Raw genomic sequence first — 16,371 nt, 5'->3', positions numbered from 1 at the left:
CGCAGACACGATGGCACCGACGACGAAGACCTCCGCGGACGGCAGCGGCCTGACGGAGATGTCCTGGGATCCGATCACCCGGATCGTGGGCAGCCTCGGCATCCACACGAAGATCGACTTCAAGCAGAAGCGGGTGGCGGAGTGCTACAGCACCTCGTCGGTCTTCCGCGGCTACAGCGTCTTCATGCGCGGCAAGGACCCGCGCGACGCCCACTTCATCACCAGCCGTATCTGCGGAATCTGCGGGGACAACCACGCCACCTGCTCGGTGTACACGCAGAACATGGCGTACGGCGTGAAGCCGCCGCACCTCGGCGAGTGGATCATCAACCTCGGTGAAGCCGCGGAGTTCATGTTCGACCACAACATCTTCCAGGAGAACCTGGTCGGCGTGGACTACTGCGAGAAAATGGTCCGCGAGACCAACCCCGGCGTCCTCGACCTCGCCGAACGCACCGAGGCGCCGCACGCCGCCGAACACGGCTACCGCACCATCGCCGACATCATGCGCTCCCTCAACCCGCTGGAAGGCGAGTTCTACCGCGAAGCGCTCCAGGTCAGCCGCTACACCCGGGAAATGTTCTGCCTCATGGAAGGGCGGCACGTCCACCCCTCCACGCTCTACGCGGGCGGCGTCGGCACCGTCGCCTCCGTCCAGCTCTTCACCGACTACCTCAGCCGCCTGATGCGCTACGTCGAATTCATGAAACGCGTCGTCCCGCTCCACGACGACCTCTTCGACTTCTTCTACGAAGCGCTGCCCGGCTACGAGGAGGTCGGCCGCCGCCGCGTCCTGCTGGGCTGCTGGGGCGCCCTCAACGACCCCGACCACTGCGACTTCACCTACCGCAACATGACCGACTGGGGCCGGCGGATGTTCGTCACCCCCGGCATCATCGTGGACGGCAAGCTCGTCACCAACGACCTCACCGAGATCAACCTCGGCATCCGCATCCTGCTCGGCAGCTCCTACTACGACGACTGGGCGGGCCAGGAGCAGTTCGTCACCCACGACCCGCTCGGCAACCCCGTCGACCCGCGCCACCCCTGGAACCAGCACACCATCCCCGCCCCGCAGAAGCGGAACTTCGAGGACAAGTACAGCTGGGTGATGTCCCCGCGCTGGTTCGACGGAAAGGACCACCTCGCCCTCGACACCGGCGGCGGCCCCCTCGCCCGCCTCTGGTCCACCGCACTGTCCGGGCTCGTCGACTGCGGCTACGTCAAGTCCACCGGCCACAGCGTCGTCATCAACCTGCCGCGCTCCCTCACCAAGCCGGAGACCAGCTTCGAGTGGAAAATCCCGCGGTGGAGCAACGCGCTGGAACGCAACCGCGCCCGGACCTACTTCCAGGCGTACACCGCCGCCCTGGCCCTGCACTTCGCCGAGAAGGCACTCGACGAGGTCCGCGCCGGACGCACCCAGACCTGGGAGAAGTTCGAGGTACCCGACGAGAGCATCGGCTGCGGCTTCACCGAGGCGGTCCGCGGCGTCCTCTCCCACCACATGGTGATCAGGGACGGCAAGATCGCCAACTACCACCCGTACCCGCCGACCCCCTGGAACGCCAGCGTCCGCGACAGCTACGGCACCCCCGGCCCCTACGAGGACGCGGTCCAGAACACCCCGATCTTCGAGGAGAACACGCCGGAGAACTTCAAGGGCATCGACATCATGCGCACCGTCCGCAGCTTCGACCCCTGCCTGCCGTGCGGCGTCCACATGTACGTCGGCGGCGGCCGCACCGTACAGGAGACGCATCTGCCCACCGGGCTGAGCGGACTGGCCGGATGAGCGCCGAGGAGACCGCCCGCCGGGTCGAGGCGGTACTCGACCGCCTCGCCGCCCACGACGACCCCGGCGTCGGCGTCGCGGCGGAGGAACTGGTCCGCGTCCTGATGGACTTCTACGGCACCGGACTCGCCCGCCTCCTCGCGCTGACCGGCGCGGCGGACGGCACGCCCCCGCCGCAGCTGCTGGACGACGAATGCGTCGCCGGGCTGCTGGTCCTGCACGGACTGCACCCCGAGGACGCCCCCGCCCGCATCGCACGGGCGCTGCGCGCCGCCGGGGCCGAGGACGCCGTCGTCGAGGAGTTCGACGGGAGCACCGGCGCCCTGCGGCTGAGCCAGGAGGGCGGCGGCTGCTCCGGCACCGCCGACGCCACCCGGCAGCGCATCGAGGCCGCCCTGGCCTGCCACGCACCGGAGGTGACCGGCGTCGCGCTGGAACGGGCCGCCGCCGCGGCGCCGTTGCTGCAGATCGGCAGCGGTCCACCGGAGCCCGTCCCCGCGGGCGCCGCCCGCCCCGGCCGGACACCGGCGCCGTGACCGCGCCGGACACCGCCCGGCACCGCCCGGGCCCGCCGTCGCGCGGACTGCACCGCTTCACCCGGCCCCGGCCCCCCGCGCCGGAACGCTGCGAACTGTGCGGCACCGCCGTGGACACCGGCCACCGCCACCTCGTCGACACCGCGCAGCGCTCCCTCGCCTGCGCCTGCCCGCCCTGCGCCCTGCTCTTCGCGCGCCCGGACGCGGGCGGCGGACGGTTCCGCACGGTGCCCGACCGCGTCCTGGCCGATCCCGGATCCGCGCCGTCCGCCGCCGCCTGGGGTGCCCTGCACATCCCCGTCGCCCTCGCCTTCTTCTTCCACCACTCCACGCTCGGCCGCCCCGTCGCCCTCTGCCCCAGCCCCGCGGGCGCCACCGAGACCGAGATCGACCCCGCCGCCTGGGACACCGCCTTCGCCGGCTCCCGCCTCGCCGCACTGCTGGAACCGGACGTCGAGGCGCTGCTGGTCCGGCGCACCGACGACCGCGCCGTCTGCTATCTCGTCCCGGTCGACGTCGCCTACGAACTGGTCGGCCGGATGCGGCTGCACTGGAAGGGCTTCGACGGCGGAGCCGAGGCCCGCGCCGCCCTCGACGCCTTCTTCGCCGCGTTGGAGCGGCGGGCCACCGGCGTCCCGGGGGAGGCGGCACACCCGTGAGCGACCTCGCCTTCTCCTGCACCGGCGTCCGCGCCGACCCGTACGCCGCGGGTCCCACCCTCGTCTTCCGGCTGCGCATCACCGCGTCCGGGCCCGAGCGGGTGCACGCCCTCGCGCTCCGCTGCCAGTTCCGCATCGAACCGGCCCGGCGGCGCTACACCGACACCGAAGCCGCGCACCTCGGCGACCTGTTCGGCGAGCGGGACCGCTGGGGCAGCACCCTCAACCCGCTCCAGTTCGCCCATGCCTCCGTGGTCGTCCCCGGCTTCACCGGCGAGAGCGAGGTGGACCTGCCGGTGCCCTGCACCTACGACACCGACATCGCCTCCGCGAAGTACTTCGCCGCCCTCGACACCGGCGAGGTCCCGCTGCTGCTCCTCTTCTCCGGTACGGCCTTCCGCGGCGCGGGCGGCTTCCGGGTGCAGCCCGTGCCCTGGGACCGGGAGACGGCGTACCGGATGCCGGTGGCCGTCTGGCGGGAAATGATCGAGCAGCACTTCCCCGGCTGCGGCTGGCTCCGCCTCTCCCGCACCGCCATGGACGCCCTCGGCGCCTACCGCTCCCGCCGCGCCCTGCCCTCCTGGGAGGAGACGGTGCTGACGCTCCTCGCCGCGGCGGGCCAGGACCCGCACCCCACACCCGCACGCCCCCGGGAGGCCCTGTCATGACGTCCGCCGCGCCCGCGACGGAGGACCTGTTCGCCCACGCCCGCCAGATCGCCGACGCCGTCCTGCTCGAAGGCTATGTGCTCTACCCGTACCGGGCGTCGGCGGCGAAGAACCGGATGCGCTGGCAGTTCGGCGTCCTCGTCCCGCCGAAGTGGCCCGGGGCTGCTTCCGAACACAGCCTCCAGCGCACCGAATGCCTGCTGGAGCCCCGCGGCAACCCCACCCTCCACGCACAGGTCCGCTTCCTGCACGCCCAGCGCCGCACCGTCCAGCGGGCCCGGGCCGACGGCACGTACGAGACCGTCGACGCGCTGGAGCTGCCGGACCGCGTCGTCCGGCCCTGGGACGAGGGCGTCACCGAGCAGGTGGACCTCGCCGCCGAGGTCTCCCGGCTGACCGGCGACGGGGTGCGGCTGCCCTTCACCCTGCCGGTCCACGAGGAGAGCGAACCGCTCCACGACGGCGGCCGCCTGATGGGCCGCCAGCTCCGGCGCCGGGAGCGCGTGGCCGGGGAACTGCATCTGACGGCCACCGAACTCGACGGCCCCTGCCGGGTGCTGCGGCTGACCGCGACCGTCCGCAACACCGGCGACTGGAGCGGCGACGCCGACGCCGACCGGGAGGCGGCGCTGCCGCATGCGCTGCTCTCCGCGCATCTGCTGCTCGGCGTCACCTCCGGCGCGTTTCTCTCCCTGACCGACCCGCCTCAGTGGGCGTCGGGCGCCGCCGCCACCTGCCGCAACGCCCACACCTGGCCCGTCCTGGCGGGCGCCGACGGCAACGCCCGCACCGTCCTGTCCTCCCCGATCATCCTGGAGGACCACCCGCGGATCGCCCCCGAGAGCCCCGGCACCCTCTACGACGCCACGGAGATCGACGAGATCCTGGCGCTGCGCACCGCCGCCCTCACCGACGAGGAGAAACGCGAGGCCCGCGGCACCGACGACCGGGCGGCCGCCGTCATCGACCTCGCCGACTCGATGCCGCCCGAGGTGCGGGAACGGCTGCACGGCGCGGTCCGGGCGCTGCGCGAGGTCACCGGCGCCGCACCGCCCCCGGCACCTCCGCGGGCGGCGGCCGCGCCCCCCGACCCGTTCGACGGCGGGACCGGCGGCGCGCCCTGGTGGGACCCGGCCGCCGACGCCGCCGTCGACCCGGTCCGCGACCGCGTCCTCGTCTACGGCACCTCCGTCGGCGCGGGCAGCCGGGTCGAACTCCGCCCCGGACCGCGGCGCACCGACGCCCAGGACCTGTTCCTGCACGGCCGTACGGCGGTGGTGGAGGCAGTGCTGCACGACGTCGACGGCGGGGTGCACCTCGCCGTCACCGTGGACGGCGACCCCGGCGCCGACATCCGCCGGGAACAGGGCCGCTTCCTCTACTTCCAACCCGACGAACTCGCCCCGCTCGCCGCCGTGGAGGACACATGACCCACGCCCCGCCCCGCGTGCTCGTGGCCGGGATCGGCAACATCTTCCTCGGCGACGACGGCTTCGGCGTGGAGACCGTCCGCCGCCTCGCCGCGGAACCGCTGCCGCCGCACACCGAACTCGCCGACATCGGCGTCCGCGGCGTCCACCTCGCCTACCGGATGCTGGACGGCTACGACACCGTCGTCCTGGTGGACGCGGTCTCCGGCGACGGCCCGCCCGGCACCGTCCGCCTCCTCGCGCCCGACGGCGCCCGGCCGCCCGCGGGCCCGGTCGCCGTGGACGGTCACCACATGACGCCCGACGCGGTCCTGGCGCTGCTGGACCACCTGAGCGAGACCACCGGCGGCGAACGGCCGCGCCGGGTGCTCGTCGTCGGATGCGTCCCGGCCCGCCTGGACGAGGGCATCGGCCTCAGCGCCCCCGTGGAGGCCGCCGTCGAGGAGGCGGTACGGCTGCTCCGCACGCTGCTGCGCGAGGCCACGGACACCCCTCCCGGAGCACCCGAACCCGCGAGCGGGCCCGCCGCCCGCACCTGACACGAAGGAGCACCCCATGCGGAAGGTCCTGCTGGCGGCCGCGGCACTGGCCGCCGTCGCCGCCGCGGGCGGCGCGATCGCCCTGCTGCCCGACGTCAAGCGCTACCTGCGCATCCGGTCCATGTGACCCGCCCGCGCGCCGCCGGTCCGCGCCGCCGCCCGAACGGCCCACGGCGCGGCACCGGCGGCGGCGTGGCGCCCCGCCCACCGCCACCGCGCCCCCTGTAATGGCACCGGCCGCGCGGACGGACACCGGCGCGGTCCGGGCACGCGATCCGGAAGGAGACCGATGCACGAGATGTCCCTCGCCCTGGCGGTGGTGGAACAGGTGGACGGCGCCCTACGGGACGAGCCCCCCGGCACCGTCGACACCGTCCGCCTCCAGGTCGGCGAACTCGCCGGAGTCGTCGCCGACGCCCTGCACTTCTCCTTCACCCTCGCCTGCGAGGGAACCGCCCTCGAAGGCGCCGCCCTGCACATCGACACCGTGCCGGGACGCGCCCGCTGCACCCCGTGCGGACACGAATGGGCCACCGGCATGCCGCCCCACCTGCACTGCCCGGCCTGCCACGGCACCGCCGCCGCCCTCGTCGCGGGACGGGAGCTGCAGATCGTCAGCGTGCACCGCACCGACCACGGCGTCGTCCCCGCCCCCGCCCCCGCCCCCGCTCCCGCCCCCGCTCCCGCTCCCGCCCCCGCTCCCGCATCCGCATCCGAGGAGAACTGAAGCCATGTGCCGCGTCGTCGACCTCCAGCAGGCCGTGCTCGCCGAGAACGACCGGCGCGCCCGGGCACTCCGTACCGAACTCACCGCCCGCGGCACCACGGTGGTCAACCTGCTGTCCAGCCCGGGCAGCGGCAAGACCGCGCTGCTGGAGGCCGAACTCACCCTCGCCCGCTCGCGCGGCATCCCGGTCGCCGCCCTCACCGCCGACCTGGCCACCGAGAACGACGCCCGCCGTCTGGGCCGCTCCGGAGCGCCGGTGAAGCAGGTCCTCACCGACGGGCTGTGCCATCTGGAGGCGGACATGCTCCGGGGCCACCTCGACGGCTGGCTGCCGGACGGCACCCGCGTCCTGTTCGTCGAGAACGTCGGCAACCTCGTCTGCCCGGCCACCTATGACCTCGGCGAAACGCTGCGGGTGGCGCTCTGCTCGGTCACCGAGGGCGAGGACAAGCCGCTGAAGTACCCGACCGCCTTCGGCCTCGCCCACCTGGTCCTGGTCACGAAGAGCGACCTCGCCGACGCCGTCGGCTTCGACGAGGCCGCCTTCCGCGCCCATGTCCAGCAGATCAACCCCGGCGTCGAAACCGTCCTCACCTCCACCCGCACCGGCGAGGGCGCCGGAGTCCTGCTGGAGCACACGCTCGCCGCCCACGGCAACGCCCCCGCCCACCGGCCCGTCATGGCCCGGCAGGTCCTGCCCCGCGAACACGGCCACACCCACCACCACGACGGCGTCGCGCACAGCCACTCATGACCGTGCCCCGGGAAGCGGTCGCGGCGCCGCCCGCGGCCGAACGGCGCCGGGTCACCGTCCGCGGCGTCGTCCAGGGTGTCGGCTTCCGCCCGTTCGTCTTCACCCTCGCCGCGGAGCTGGGGCTGACCGGCCAGGTCGCCAACACCGGGGACGGCGTGGTCGCCGAGGTCGAGGGCGCGCCCCGCGCGGTCGCCGCGTTCTGCCGCCGGATCGGCACCGACGCGCCGCCCCTCGCCGTCGTCGAGTCCGTCGCCCACCACCCGCTCCCGCCGGGCGGCTCCACCGGCTTCCGCATCGCCGCCACCCGCACCGGCGACCGCGCCCGCACCCTCATCGCCCCCGACACGGCCACCTGCGCGGCATGCCTCGCCGAACTGACCGACCCCGGCGACCGCCGCCACCGGCACCCCTTCCTCACCTGCACCCACTGCGGGCCGCGCTTCACCATCGTCACCGCCCTGCCCTACGACCGGGCCGCCACCACCATGGCCGCGTTCCCGATGTGCGCCCGCTGCGCCCGCGAGTACGCCGACCCCGCCGACCGGCGCTTCCACGCCCAGCCCATCGCCTGCCACGACTGCGGCCCCCGGCTGACCCTGCGCCGCCACCCGGGAACCGCTGGTGCCGCTCCGGCCGATCCGGTCGCCGCGGCCCGGCGGATGCTCGCCGACGGCGCGATCCTCGCGGTCAAGGGCCTCGGCGGCTACCACCTGGCCTGCGACGCGTCCCGCGAGCGCAGCGTGCGGCTGCTGCGGGAGCGCAAGGCACGCGGCGGCAAACCGTTCGCCGTCATGGCCCGCGACCTCGCCGCCGTCGAAGGGCTCGTCCACCTCTCCGCCGCCGAACGCGACCTCCTCACCGGTGTCCGCCGCCCCATCGTGCTGCTCCGCAGGCGGGACGCGGCCGACCGCCCGCCGCCCGCCCCGGCCGTCGCCGACGCCGTCGCCCCCGGCAGCCCCGACCTGGGCGTCATGCTGCCCTACACCCCCCTGCACCACCTGCTGTTCGGGCTGCCGGGCGACCCGCCGGGGCCCGCGCTGCTCGTCATGACCAGCGGCAACCGCGGCGGGGAGCCCATCGTCACCGACGACGCGGACGCCTTCGCCACCCTCGCACCGCTCGTCGACGGCTGGCTCACCCACGACCGGCCCATCCATGTGCCGTGCGACGACTCGGTGGTCCGGATGATCGACGGCGCGCCGGTGCTGCTGCGCCGCTCCCGCGGCTACGCGCCCGACCCGCTGCCGCTGCCCGTGCCCGTCACCCCCGCGCTCGCCGTCGGCGGCGACCTCAAGAACGTCCTCTGCCTGGGAGAGGGCCGACGCGCCTGGCTGTCCGCGCACATCGGCGACATGGACGACCTGGCGACCCTCACCGCCTTCGACCGCGCCGCCGGCCGCCTCGCGGACCTCACCGGCGTCCGCCCCCGACGGGTCGTCGCCGACCGGCACCCCGGCTACCGCTCCCTGGGCCGCGCCCGCCGCGCCGCGGGCACCGACGACGTGCGGCGGGTCCAGCACCACCACGCCCATATCGCCTCCGCCATGGCCGAACACGGCCTCGACGGCAGCCGGAAGGTGATCGGCGTCGCCTTCGACGGCACCGGCTACGGCGACGACGGCGCCGTATGGGGCGGCGAATTCCTCCTCGCCGACTACGACGGCTTCCACCGCTTCGCCCACCTCGCCTACGTCCCGCAGCCCGGCGGCGACGCGGCCGTCCGCCACCCCTACCGCATGGCCCTCGCCCACCTGCACGCCGCCGGTCTGCCCCGCGACCCCGACCTGCCCTGCGTACGGGCCTGCCCGCCTGGCCAACTCCCGCTGCTGGAAAGGCAGTTGGCCCGCGGCGTGAACTGCGCCCCCACCTCCAGCATGGGCCGCCTCTTCGACGCCGTCGCCTCCCTCACCGGCGTCTGCCACACCGCCGGATACGAGGCCCAGGCCGCCGTCACGCTCGAAGCGGCGGCCTGCCGAGCCGAGGACCCCGCACCGCACGAGCCGCCGCCGGGCTACACCTTCACCCTGCGCGACACGGCGGCGGGCCCCGTGGCCGCCGACCCCGCGCCGCTCCTCGCCGCCCTCGCCGCCGAGGTGCGCGCGGGCGTCCCCGCCGGGCGGATCGCGGCGCACTTCCACCACGCCGTCGCCACGCTGGTCGGCCGGGTCTGCGCCGCCGCCCGCGACCGGCACGGGCTGGACACCGTCGCCCTGACCGGCGGCGTCTTCGCCAACCGGCTGCTCTCCGCCTCCTGCGCCCGCGCACTGCGCGCGGACGGCTTCACCGTGCTGCGCCACCGGCTGGTCCCGCCCGGCGACGGGGGACTGGCGCTCGGCCAGCTGATGGTCGCCGCCCGCACGGACCCCCGCGGCGCGACCACCGCCCCCTGACCCCCCCGATCCCGCAGAGCGAGGAGAACCCCATGTGTCTCGCGGTACCCGGCAAGGTGCTGGAGATCCGGCAGCGTGACGGCACACGCATGGCCACCGTCGACTTCGGCGGCGTACACAAAGACGTCTGCCTGGAATATCTGCCGGATCTCGCGGTCGGGGAGTACGCCATCGTGCACGTCGGCTTCGCCCTCCAACGGCTGGACGAGGAGTCGGCCCGGCAGACCCTCGCCCTCTTCGAGGACCTCGGCCTGCTGGAGGAGGAGTTCGGCGACCCGTGGGAAGCGGCCGCCGAGCAGGGGAACGCCGGGGGCGAAGCCCTCGGGAACGGCACCGGCGCGCCGCCCGGCGCCCGGTCCACCGCCGACGCGGCGCGGGAGGCACAGCGGTGAAGTACCTGGAGGAGTTCCGCAACCCTGACCTGGCGCGGCGGCTGCTGGACGACATCCACGCCACCGTCACCCGGCCGTGGGCCCTGATGGAGGTGTGCGGCGGCCAGACGCACACCATCATCCGTCACGGAATCGACCAACTCCTGCCCGACCAGGTCGAGTTGATCCACGGCCCCGGCTGCCCGGTCTGCGTCACGCCGCTGGAGACCATCGACAAGGCCCTGGAGATCGCCTCCCGCCCGGACGTGATCTTCTGCTCCTTCGGCGACATGCTGCGGGTCCCGGGCACCGACCGCGACCTCTTCCGCGTCCGCAGTGAGGGCGGCGACGTCCGCGTCGTCTACAGCCCGCTCGACGCCCTCAAGGTCGCCCGGGAGAACCCCCGCAAGGAAGTCGTCTTCTTCGGCATCGGCTTCGAGACCACCGCGCCGCCCAACGCCATGACCGTGCACCAGGCGCACCGACTGGGCATCCGCAACTTCAGCCTGCTCGTCTCGCACGTACGGGTGCCCCCGGCCATCGAGGCGATCATGCGCTCCGGCGACTGCCGCGTCCAGGGCTTCCTCGCCGCCGGACACGTGTGCAGCGTGATGGGCGTGGACGAGTACCCGGAGCTGGCCGCCCGCCACCGCGTGCCCATCGTCGTCACCGGCTTCGAACCGCTGGACATCCTCGAAGGCGTCCGCCGCGCCGTACAACAGCTGGAGCGCGGCGAGCACCGCGTCGACAACGCCTACGCCCGCGCCGTCCGCCCCCGGGGCAACCCCGCCGCCCAGGCGATGATCGCCGACATCTTCGAAGTCACCGACCGCTCCTGGCGCGGCATCGGCACGATCCCCGACAGCGGCTGGCGGCTCTCCGCCCGCTACCGCGACTACGACGCCGAGCACCGCTTCGCCGTCACCGGCATCACCACCGAGGAGCCCGCCGCCTGCCGCAGCGGCGATGTGCTCCAGGGCCTGATCAAGCCCCATGAATGCCCGGCGTTCGGCACCGACTGCACCCCGCGCACCCCGCTCGGCGCCACCATGGTCTCCAGCGAGGGCGCCTGCGCCGCCTACTACCTCTACCGCCGCCTCGGCACCCCCACCGCACCACCACTGGAGGCGACCCCCGTTGTCTGACACCACCCTGCACGAGGCCGCGCCACCGGCCCCGGACTTCGCCGGCTGGACCTGCCCCGCCCCGCTACGCGACCACCCCCGGATCGTCATGGGGCACGGCGGGGGAGGAGTGCTCTCCGCCGAACTCGTCGAGCATGTTTTCGCGCCCGCCTTCGGCGGCCCGGTGCTCTCCTCGCTCGCCGACTCCGCCGCGGTGACGCTGGGCGGCGCGCGGCTGGCCTTCTCCACCGACTCCTACGTGGTGCGGCCGCTGTTCTTCCCCGGCGGCAGCATCGGCGACCTCGCGGTCAACGGCACCGTCAACGACCTCGCCATGAGCGGCGCCCGCGCCGCCTACCTCTCCTGCGGCTTCATCCTGGAAGAGGGCGTGGAGACCGCGCTGGTCGCGCGGGTGGCCGAGGCACTGGGCGCCGCCGCGCGGGCCGCGGGCGTGGAGGTCGCCACCGGCGACACCAAGGTCGTCGAGGCCGGTCACGGCGACGGCATCTACCTCAACACCGCCGGTATCGGCCTCATCCCGGACGGCGTCGACATCCGCCCGCAGCGCGCCGCCCCCGGCGACGTCGTCCTCGTCAGCGGACCCATCGGCGCGCACGGTATCGCCGTGATGAGCGTGCGGGAGGGGCTGGAGTTCGACGTCGGTGTCGAGAGCGACTGCGCGGCGCTGGGCGGGCTCGTCGAGGCGATGCTCGCCGTCACCTTGGACCTGCACGTCCTCCGCGACCCCACCCGTGGCGGTCTGGCCACCGCCCTCGGCGAGATCGCGGCCGCCGCGTCGGTCGGCGTGGTGGTCGACGAACGGAACCTGCCGGTCCCGGAACCGGTGGCCAACGCCTGTGCGGTGCTGGGCCTCGACCCGATGTACGTGGCGAACGAGGGCAAGCTGGTCGCCTTCGTACCCCGCGACCGGGCCGACGCCGTACTGGAGGCGATGCGCGCCCACCCGCTGGGCACCGGCGCCACCGTCATCGGTGAATGCGTCACCGACCACCCCGGCATGGTCGTCGCCCGCACCGGACTCGGCGGGACCCGCGTGGTCGACCTCCCGCTCGGCGAGCAACTGCCCCGCATCTGCTGAACACTGCGGCCGCGCCCGGGACCCGTCGTCCGGAGGCGGGGCCCGGGCGCGCCGGCGTTCCGCCTTCCGTTTGCGCTCACCAGGACTGTGCGTTGCCGCGCGCCATCGGCGCCGCACATGCACGAGGCGTCACACTGCCCACGGTGGGGAGAGGCGCGGAGAAGGGACCGGAACCGGACGTCTTTCCCTTCTCACCGGGCGCCATGGGGCCTCATGGAGCGGGGGAATTCCCGCGAGGGGCGAGAGAAGAAGCCCGGGACCCCCTTGCTCCCACGGTATTCCGAGCGGCGCCGGAGAAGCGCCTTCCCGCCCCCGGATACGCCGGGGGAAGGGCATGGCCGGGGCCGGCATCCGCAGGCCGGTCGTGGCCTGCGGGGCGGGGTGGGAGCCGGGTCAGCTGCCGCAGGAGCATCCGGCGGCGCCGGCCGTGACCGTCTCGGCGTCGGCGGTCTGCTCGCCGCCGCCGACGGCGCTCTTGCCGAGCTGATCGGCGTCGGCCTTGACGACGTAGACCTCCCAGGGCTCCTTGCCGGGGCCGTGGACCCAGACCTTGTCCTGGAGGGCGTAACAGCAGGACCTGTCGTTCTCCTCGAACGTCGCCAGGCCGGCGTCCTTGAGACGGGTGGTCGCGGCGGTGACCTCCTTGGTGGACTTGACCTCGACGCCGAGGTGGTCCAGGCGGGTCTCCTCGCCGGGGCGCCCTCGATCAGGACGCGCTCGGCCTGTACGCGACTGGGGACGTACTCTCACCCTTCCTCAAGGAGAGGGGCGTCCTGCCGCTGGATATCCGCAGACCGCTGCTTGTCCTTCGGGGTCCTCCGCCTGAGCCACGTCGCTGCGGTCAGCAGGAACGTGGTGCCGGTGGCGACGAGGACGGCGGTGTCGGGAGTTGTGACGGTGAGGAGGAGACCAGTGGCGGCAGCGCTGATGCCGTAGCCGATGCCGCTGCCGGCGTACAGGACGGAGTAGCCGACGGGGTGAAGGTCGGCGGGCAGTTGTTCGCGCAGGGTGAGGTTACGGGTGATCAGTACGGCTGCCTGCAGAAGACCGGTGAGAGCGAGGAGAGCGGCGATCACGGCCCAGGTGGAGGCCAGTGCGGTGGCGGCGACGCCCGCGATCATGATGACGAGCAGAAGGGTGCTCTGACGTTGCACACTGCCGGGCCAGGTGCGCGCGCCGTAGACGAGGCCACCGAGGATACTCGCGAGGGCGAAGCCGGTGAGGATCGGGCCGCTGTAGGTAACGGGCAGCTTCCGGTGCTGGAGCAGGGCAGGCAGTGTGAGCTCGATGCTGGCCAGCAGGTACATGGCGGCGATGCTGGTCAGGTAGACGGGCCAGGCCGTCAGGGCTTGTTTGAGCGGGGCGCGCTGTCCGTCGTCCGTGGCGCCGGTTTTGTCGGGCAGCAGCCACAGCGCGGCGGTGGCGCCGAGCGTGGCGAGCGCGGCGAGGAGGAACGGGGTCTGCGGGGCGGACTGGAGCGCGAGTAAGGACACCAGGGCCGGTGAGGCGGCCCAGGCGGCCATGTTGAGCGTGGATTCCAGGCTGAGGGCGGCGTGGAGGCGCTTTTTGGGTGCGAGGTCCTCGGCCATGGTGCGCAGTGCGCCGGGTGCGGCGGCCGCGGCGGCGCCGGCGATCGCGGCGAGGATCACGGCGAGCACGGTGCCGGGGGTGGGAAGGAAAGCGAGCAGGGCGAAGGCGACGGCGGACAGTCCGAGTCCAGCGGTGATTTCCCGGCGGTAGGGGCGCGTGCGCAGGCGCATGCTGAGAAGCGGGGCGCCTACAGCTTCCGCGATGGCGTACGCGGCGGCCATGGCGGCGCCGCCGCTGTATCCGGCGTCCGTACCGCGCCCGTAGAAGAGGAAGGCGAGTGGCGCCATCGCCACCGGCAGGCGGCTGGCCGCGACGACCGCGGCCCAGATCGAGACGTGCTGGGTGAACAGGCCGCGGTACGCCACGCGTAGTGATCCTTAACTGTCGTGCTGGGCCAGGAGGCCGGTCAGTTGGTCTTCGAGGGCGCTGGCTTCTTGGTGGTTGTGCGCCAGGACGACGTACTCGAGGTTGCCGGTGGCGGCGGTGTCATCGGAGGCGATGACGATGCCATGACCGTGCCGGGAATCCCAAGCGAGCCCGTGTTCTCGCATGGCGCGCAGAAGATGGGCGAGCGCGGGTGCCCGGACGTTGAACCTGCTGATCAGGACATGGCTGTCCGTCCAGTCCGGGCCGACAAGAGTCTCGGCGATGTGATGCAGGTGGGTACTGCCGCCCAGCCGCGCGTTTACCTCGTTGAACCATACGTTGCCGGCCTGGTCGATCACGGCGTCGATGCTGGCCAGACCGCGATAACCGAGGCTCTGCATGAAGCGGGCCATCCGCAGGGCCTCGCTGGTGAAGTGCTCCCACGCCGGTCCGGGCACGCTCCGGGGCGGCAGTGCGAGTCCGGCGAGGACCGGAGGATGCTGGTCCGTACGAAGCTGTCCTCCATTGAGTACGACAGCTTCGCCGTGTTCGGGGCAGTTCACCTCCACGTACACGGACGTGCAGCCTGGGTGGAACACCTCCGGGACGATCTCTCCCTGCGGGGCATGGGTGGTGGTCAACCCGGCTTCTTTGAGCACCTGTTCGTCATGGGCCGGATCGTCGAGGACGATCGTGCGCTGGGCTCCTGCGCCTTCCAGGCCAGGGTCGGTGGTGATCACGGTGTTGCCGTGGCCGCCGACGGCGCGGTCACGTTTGAGGATGACGGCCGGGTGCGCGGCCAAGAGCCGATGCAGCGTGCGCAGCAGATCCTCAGTGGTGCGGCACGGTATGCCGTCGGGGACGGCGAACCCGGCCCCCGCGGCCAGGGCACGGAAGACGACTTTACTGTTGAGCAGTTCCGCACCTCCTTCCGCGACGAACCGTGATCCGGTGACAAGGCCGAGCTCACGCGCGAACACCTCGGCGCCCCGGTCGTGGATGTACGGACAGAACTCCCAGTCAGGAGTGACCAGTTCCCTCAGACGGCCGAGGATCCCCTTGGAGTGGAGCAAGTCCTGGGTGAGGAGGTCCGCGTCCGGCGCGATCACGTGGATGCGGTCCGGGGAGATACCCGTGTGCTGGGCGACGTGATGCAGGAAGTCGTCAGGCACCGGTCGGGGCAGGACGAGGGCATCGCCGTCCCGCATCAGCCACACCAGGCGCTTCATGGCGAACAGGATGCCGTCGAAGTCATTCTGCGTGAGCAGGTCCATGCGGTCGACCATGTGCTCGGTGCAGGCGTTGCCGAGCCAGAGGCGGGGCATCAGAACTCGGCCTTTCCGCCGATAGCGTCCAAGTACCACACCTGCAGAAACCCGTTGTCGTCGACGCGGGCATTTCCGGGAAGCTGCCAGCCGGGGACCCAGGACATCCTCTCCTCGTACCGGTAGGCGGTCTGTATCAGCATCCGGTTGTGCTCGTCCCGGCCGATGATCGACCCCCCCCGTACAGCGGCACCTTGCAGACATCCGTCATCAGCGTGAAGTGCGGGCGTATACGGCCGGACGTCAGCCCCGAGGCTCCCAGCTGGCGGTGCAGTTCGAGGCCCTCCTCGACGGACGTGCGATGGTGGTCCATGCCGCGGATCGGGACGCAGTGGAACAGGTAGTGCGCCTCGATTCCCATGTAGCGCAGCTCGTCGAAGAGCCCGACGAGGGTGTCGAGGCTATCGTTGAGCCCGCGCAGCAGGACCGTCTGGTCGTAGATGCGTGCCCCGGCCTCCTGCAGCGCCGTATACGCCTCCCTGACCTCGGGAAACAGCTCGCCTTTGTGGTTGATGTGCGTGGCGATCTCGACCCGGAACGTCGAACGGCGTCGCAGGGCGTGCTGCATACGGGCATCGACCCGGCGCGGGTCCTGGAGCGGCACCCGGGTAGCGATGCGCACGATCTCGACCTGGGGTGCGTGTTCTTCCAGCGCGTCCAGCAGCCATTCGATCCGGTCGACCAGGATCAGCGGGTCACCACCGGTTACGAGTACTTCACGAACATCCTGGTTCTCCGGATCCGTCCCGCAGTAGCGGGCAATGAGTTCCAGATCCTCACGCGAGAGCGTGGCGGTGTCGTACTGCCCGCGGATGCACCAGCGGCAGTGGGCGGCGCAGATCGTCGTGGGCTCGACCAGCAGGGTCCGCCGGTACAACTTTTCGATGCCACGCACTTCACGGCCCTCGAAGAGGGTGCTCATCTCCGACTGGTAGTGACGGGCGACCTCGGTCAAGGGCAAGACGTGCAGGCCCACTGAACCGGATTGGGTGGCCGGT

The 16,371-nt window shown here is 72.7% G+C and carries 18 protein-coding genes; 13 read left to right on the top strand and 5 right to left on the bottom strand.

All coding sequences use genetic code 11. The annotated features are described in order from the left end of the window. Positions 1-10 precede the first annotated feature (10 nt). From ACFWWQ_RS01730 to hypE, 13 genes are all read left to right on the top strand, one after another. On the top strand, positions 11-1,795 hold the full coding sequence (locus ACFWWQ_RS01730) for a nickel-dependent hydrogenase large subunit (RefSeq protein ID WP_384588855.1): 1,785 nt from the start codon (positions 11-13) through the stop codon (positions 1,793-1,795). After that, positions 1,792-2,331, top strand: coding sequence for a hypothetical protein (locus tag ACFWWQ_RS01725; protein WP_384588399.1), 540 nt, complete (start codon positions 1,792-1,794; stop codon positions 2,329-2,331). The genes ACFWWQ_RS01730 and ACFWWQ_RS01725 overlap by 4 nt, the downstream gene beginning before the upstream one ends. Then, positions 2,328-2,990, top strand: coding sequence for a DUF5947 family protein (locus ACFWWQ_RS01720; protein WP_384588396.1), 663 nt, complete (start codon positions 2,328-2,330; stop codon positions 2,988-2,990). Before ACFWWQ_RS01725 ends, ACFWWQ_RS01720 begins: the two co-directional genes overlap by 4 nt. Continuing rightward, entirely contained in the window at positions 2,987-3,658 is a 672-nt protein-coding gene (locus tag ACFWWQ_RS01715; RefSeq protein WP_384588393.1) for a DUF6084 family protein, read from the top strand. The genes ACFWWQ_RS01720 and ACFWWQ_RS01715 overlap by 4 nt, the downstream gene beginning before the upstream one ends. Continuing rightward, positions 3,655-5,088, top strand: a complete 1,434-nt coding sequence (locus ACFWWQ_RS01710) for a hypothetical protein (protein WP_384588390.1) — start codon at positions 3,655-3,657, stop codon at positions 5,086-5,088. Before ACFWWQ_RS01715 ends, ACFWWQ_RS01710 begins: the two co-directional genes overlap by 4 nt. Beyond that, positions 5,085-5,627, top strand: a complete 543-nt coding sequence (locus ACFWWQ_RS01705) for a hydrogenase maturation protease (protein WP_384588387.1) — start codon at positions 5,085-5,087, stop codon at positions 5,625-5,627. The genes ACFWWQ_RS01710 and ACFWWQ_RS01705 overlap by 4 nt, the downstream gene beginning before the upstream one ends. A gap of 16 nt (positions 5,628-5,643) precedes the next feature. After that, positions 5,644-5,754, top strand: coding sequence for a DUF6893 family small protein (locus tag ACFWWQ_RS01700; protein ID WP_384588384.1), 111 nt, complete (start codon positions 5,644-5,646; stop codon positions 5,752-5,754). A gap of 162 nt (positions 5,755-5,916) precedes the next feature. Then, entirely contained in the window at positions 5,917-6,354 is a 438-nt protein-coding gene (locus ACFWWQ_RS01695; protein WP_384588381.1) for a hydrogenase maturation nickel metallochaperone HypA, read from the top strand. 4 nt (positions 6,355-6,358) lie between these two features. Beyond that, complete coding sequence (gene hypB / locus ACFWWQ_RS01690) at positions 6,359-7,108, top strand: hydrogenase nickel incorporation protein HypB (protein WP_384588378.1); 750 nt, start codon at positions 6,359-6,361, stop codon at positions 7,106-7,108. Next, on the top strand, positions 7,105-9,498 hold the full coding sequence (gene hypF / locus ACFWWQ_RS01685; protein ID WP_384588375.1) for a carbamoyltransferase HypF: 2,394 nt from the start codon (positions 7,105-7,107) through the stop codon (positions 9,496-9,498). The genes hypB and hypF overlap by 4 nt, the downstream gene beginning before the upstream one ends. Before the next feature lie 32 nt (positions 9,499-9,530). Continuing rightward, positions 9,531-9,890 (top strand): HypC/HybG/HupF family hydrogenase formation chaperone, encoded by a 360-nt coding sequence (locus tag ACFWWQ_RS01680; protein WP_384588372.1) that lies wholly within the window; start codon positions 9,531-9,533, stop codon positions 9,888-9,890. Then, positions 9,887-11,014: a hydrogenase formation protein HypD gene (hypD, locus tag ACFWWQ_RS01675; protein WP_384588369.1), complete on the top strand. Its 1,128-nt coding sequence runs from the start codon at positions 9,887-9,889 to the stop codon at positions 11,012-11,014. Before ACFWWQ_RS01680 ends, hypD begins: the two co-directional genes overlap by 4 nt. Before the next feature lie 88 nt (positions 11,015-11,102). Beyond that, positions 11,103-12,092 (top strand): hydrogenase expression/formation protein HypE, encoded by a 990-nt coding sequence (gene hypE, locus ACFWWQ_RS01670; RefSeq protein WP_384588852.1) that lies wholly within the window; start codon positions 11,103-11,105, stop codon positions 12,090-12,092. Between the two features lie 393 nt (positions 12,093-12,485). Here the strand turns inward: hypE and ACFWWQ_RS01665 are convergent, their stop codons facing one another. Genes ACFWWQ_RS01665 through ACFWWQ_RS01645 form a run of 5 tightly spaced genes read right to left on the bottom strand, consistent with a single transcriptional unit; the run spans position 12,486 to position 16,295 of the window. Next, positions 12,486-12,842, bottom strand: coding sequence for a hypothetical protein (locus tag ACFWWQ_RS01665; protein ID WP_384588367.1), 357 nt, complete (start codon positions 12,840-12,842; stop codon positions 12,486-12,488). After that, positions 12,839-14,047, bottom strand: coding sequence for an MFS transporter (locus tag ACFWWQ_RS01660; RefSeq protein ID WP_384588364.1), 1,209 nt, complete (start codon positions 14,045-14,047; stop codon positions 12,839-12,841). Before ACFWWQ_RS01660 ends, ACFWWQ_RS01665 begins: the two co-directional genes overlap by 4 nt. Positions 14,048-14,059: 12 nt before the next feature. Continuing rightward, positions 14,060-15,373 carry a peptide ligase PGM1-related protein gene (locus ACFWWQ_RS01655; protein WP_384588361.1) on the bottom strand — a complete coding sequence of 438 codons (1,314 nt, stop codon included), beginning with the start codon at positions 15,371-15,373 and terminating at the stop codon, positions 14,060-14,062. Continuing rightward, positions 15,373-15,516 (bottom strand): hypothetical protein, encoded by a 144-nt coding sequence (locus ACFWWQ_RS01650; RefSeq protein ID WP_384588358.1) that lies wholly within the window; start codon positions 15,514-15,516, stop codon positions 15,373-15,375. Before ACFWWQ_RS01650 ends, ACFWWQ_RS01655 begins: the two co-directional genes overlap by 1 nt. Then, on the bottom strand, positions 15,510-16,295 hold the full coding sequence (locus tag ACFWWQ_RS01645) for a radical SAM protein (protein WP_384588355.1): 786 nt from the start codon (positions 16,293-16,295) through the stop codon (positions 15,510-15,512). The genes ACFWWQ_RS01650 and ACFWWQ_RS01645 overlap by 7 nt, the downstream gene beginning before the upstream one ends. Between the last annotated feature and the right edge of the window lie 76 nt (positions 16,296-16,371).

This window comes from Streptomyces sp. NPDC059080 (assembly GCF_042739975.1).
GTDB classification, from domain to species: Bacteria; Actinomycetota; Actinomycetes; order Streptomycetales; family Streptomycetaceae; genus Streptomyces; species Streptomyces benahoarensis.
This window is presented reverse-complemented; position numbering and strand designations above follow the sequence as displayed.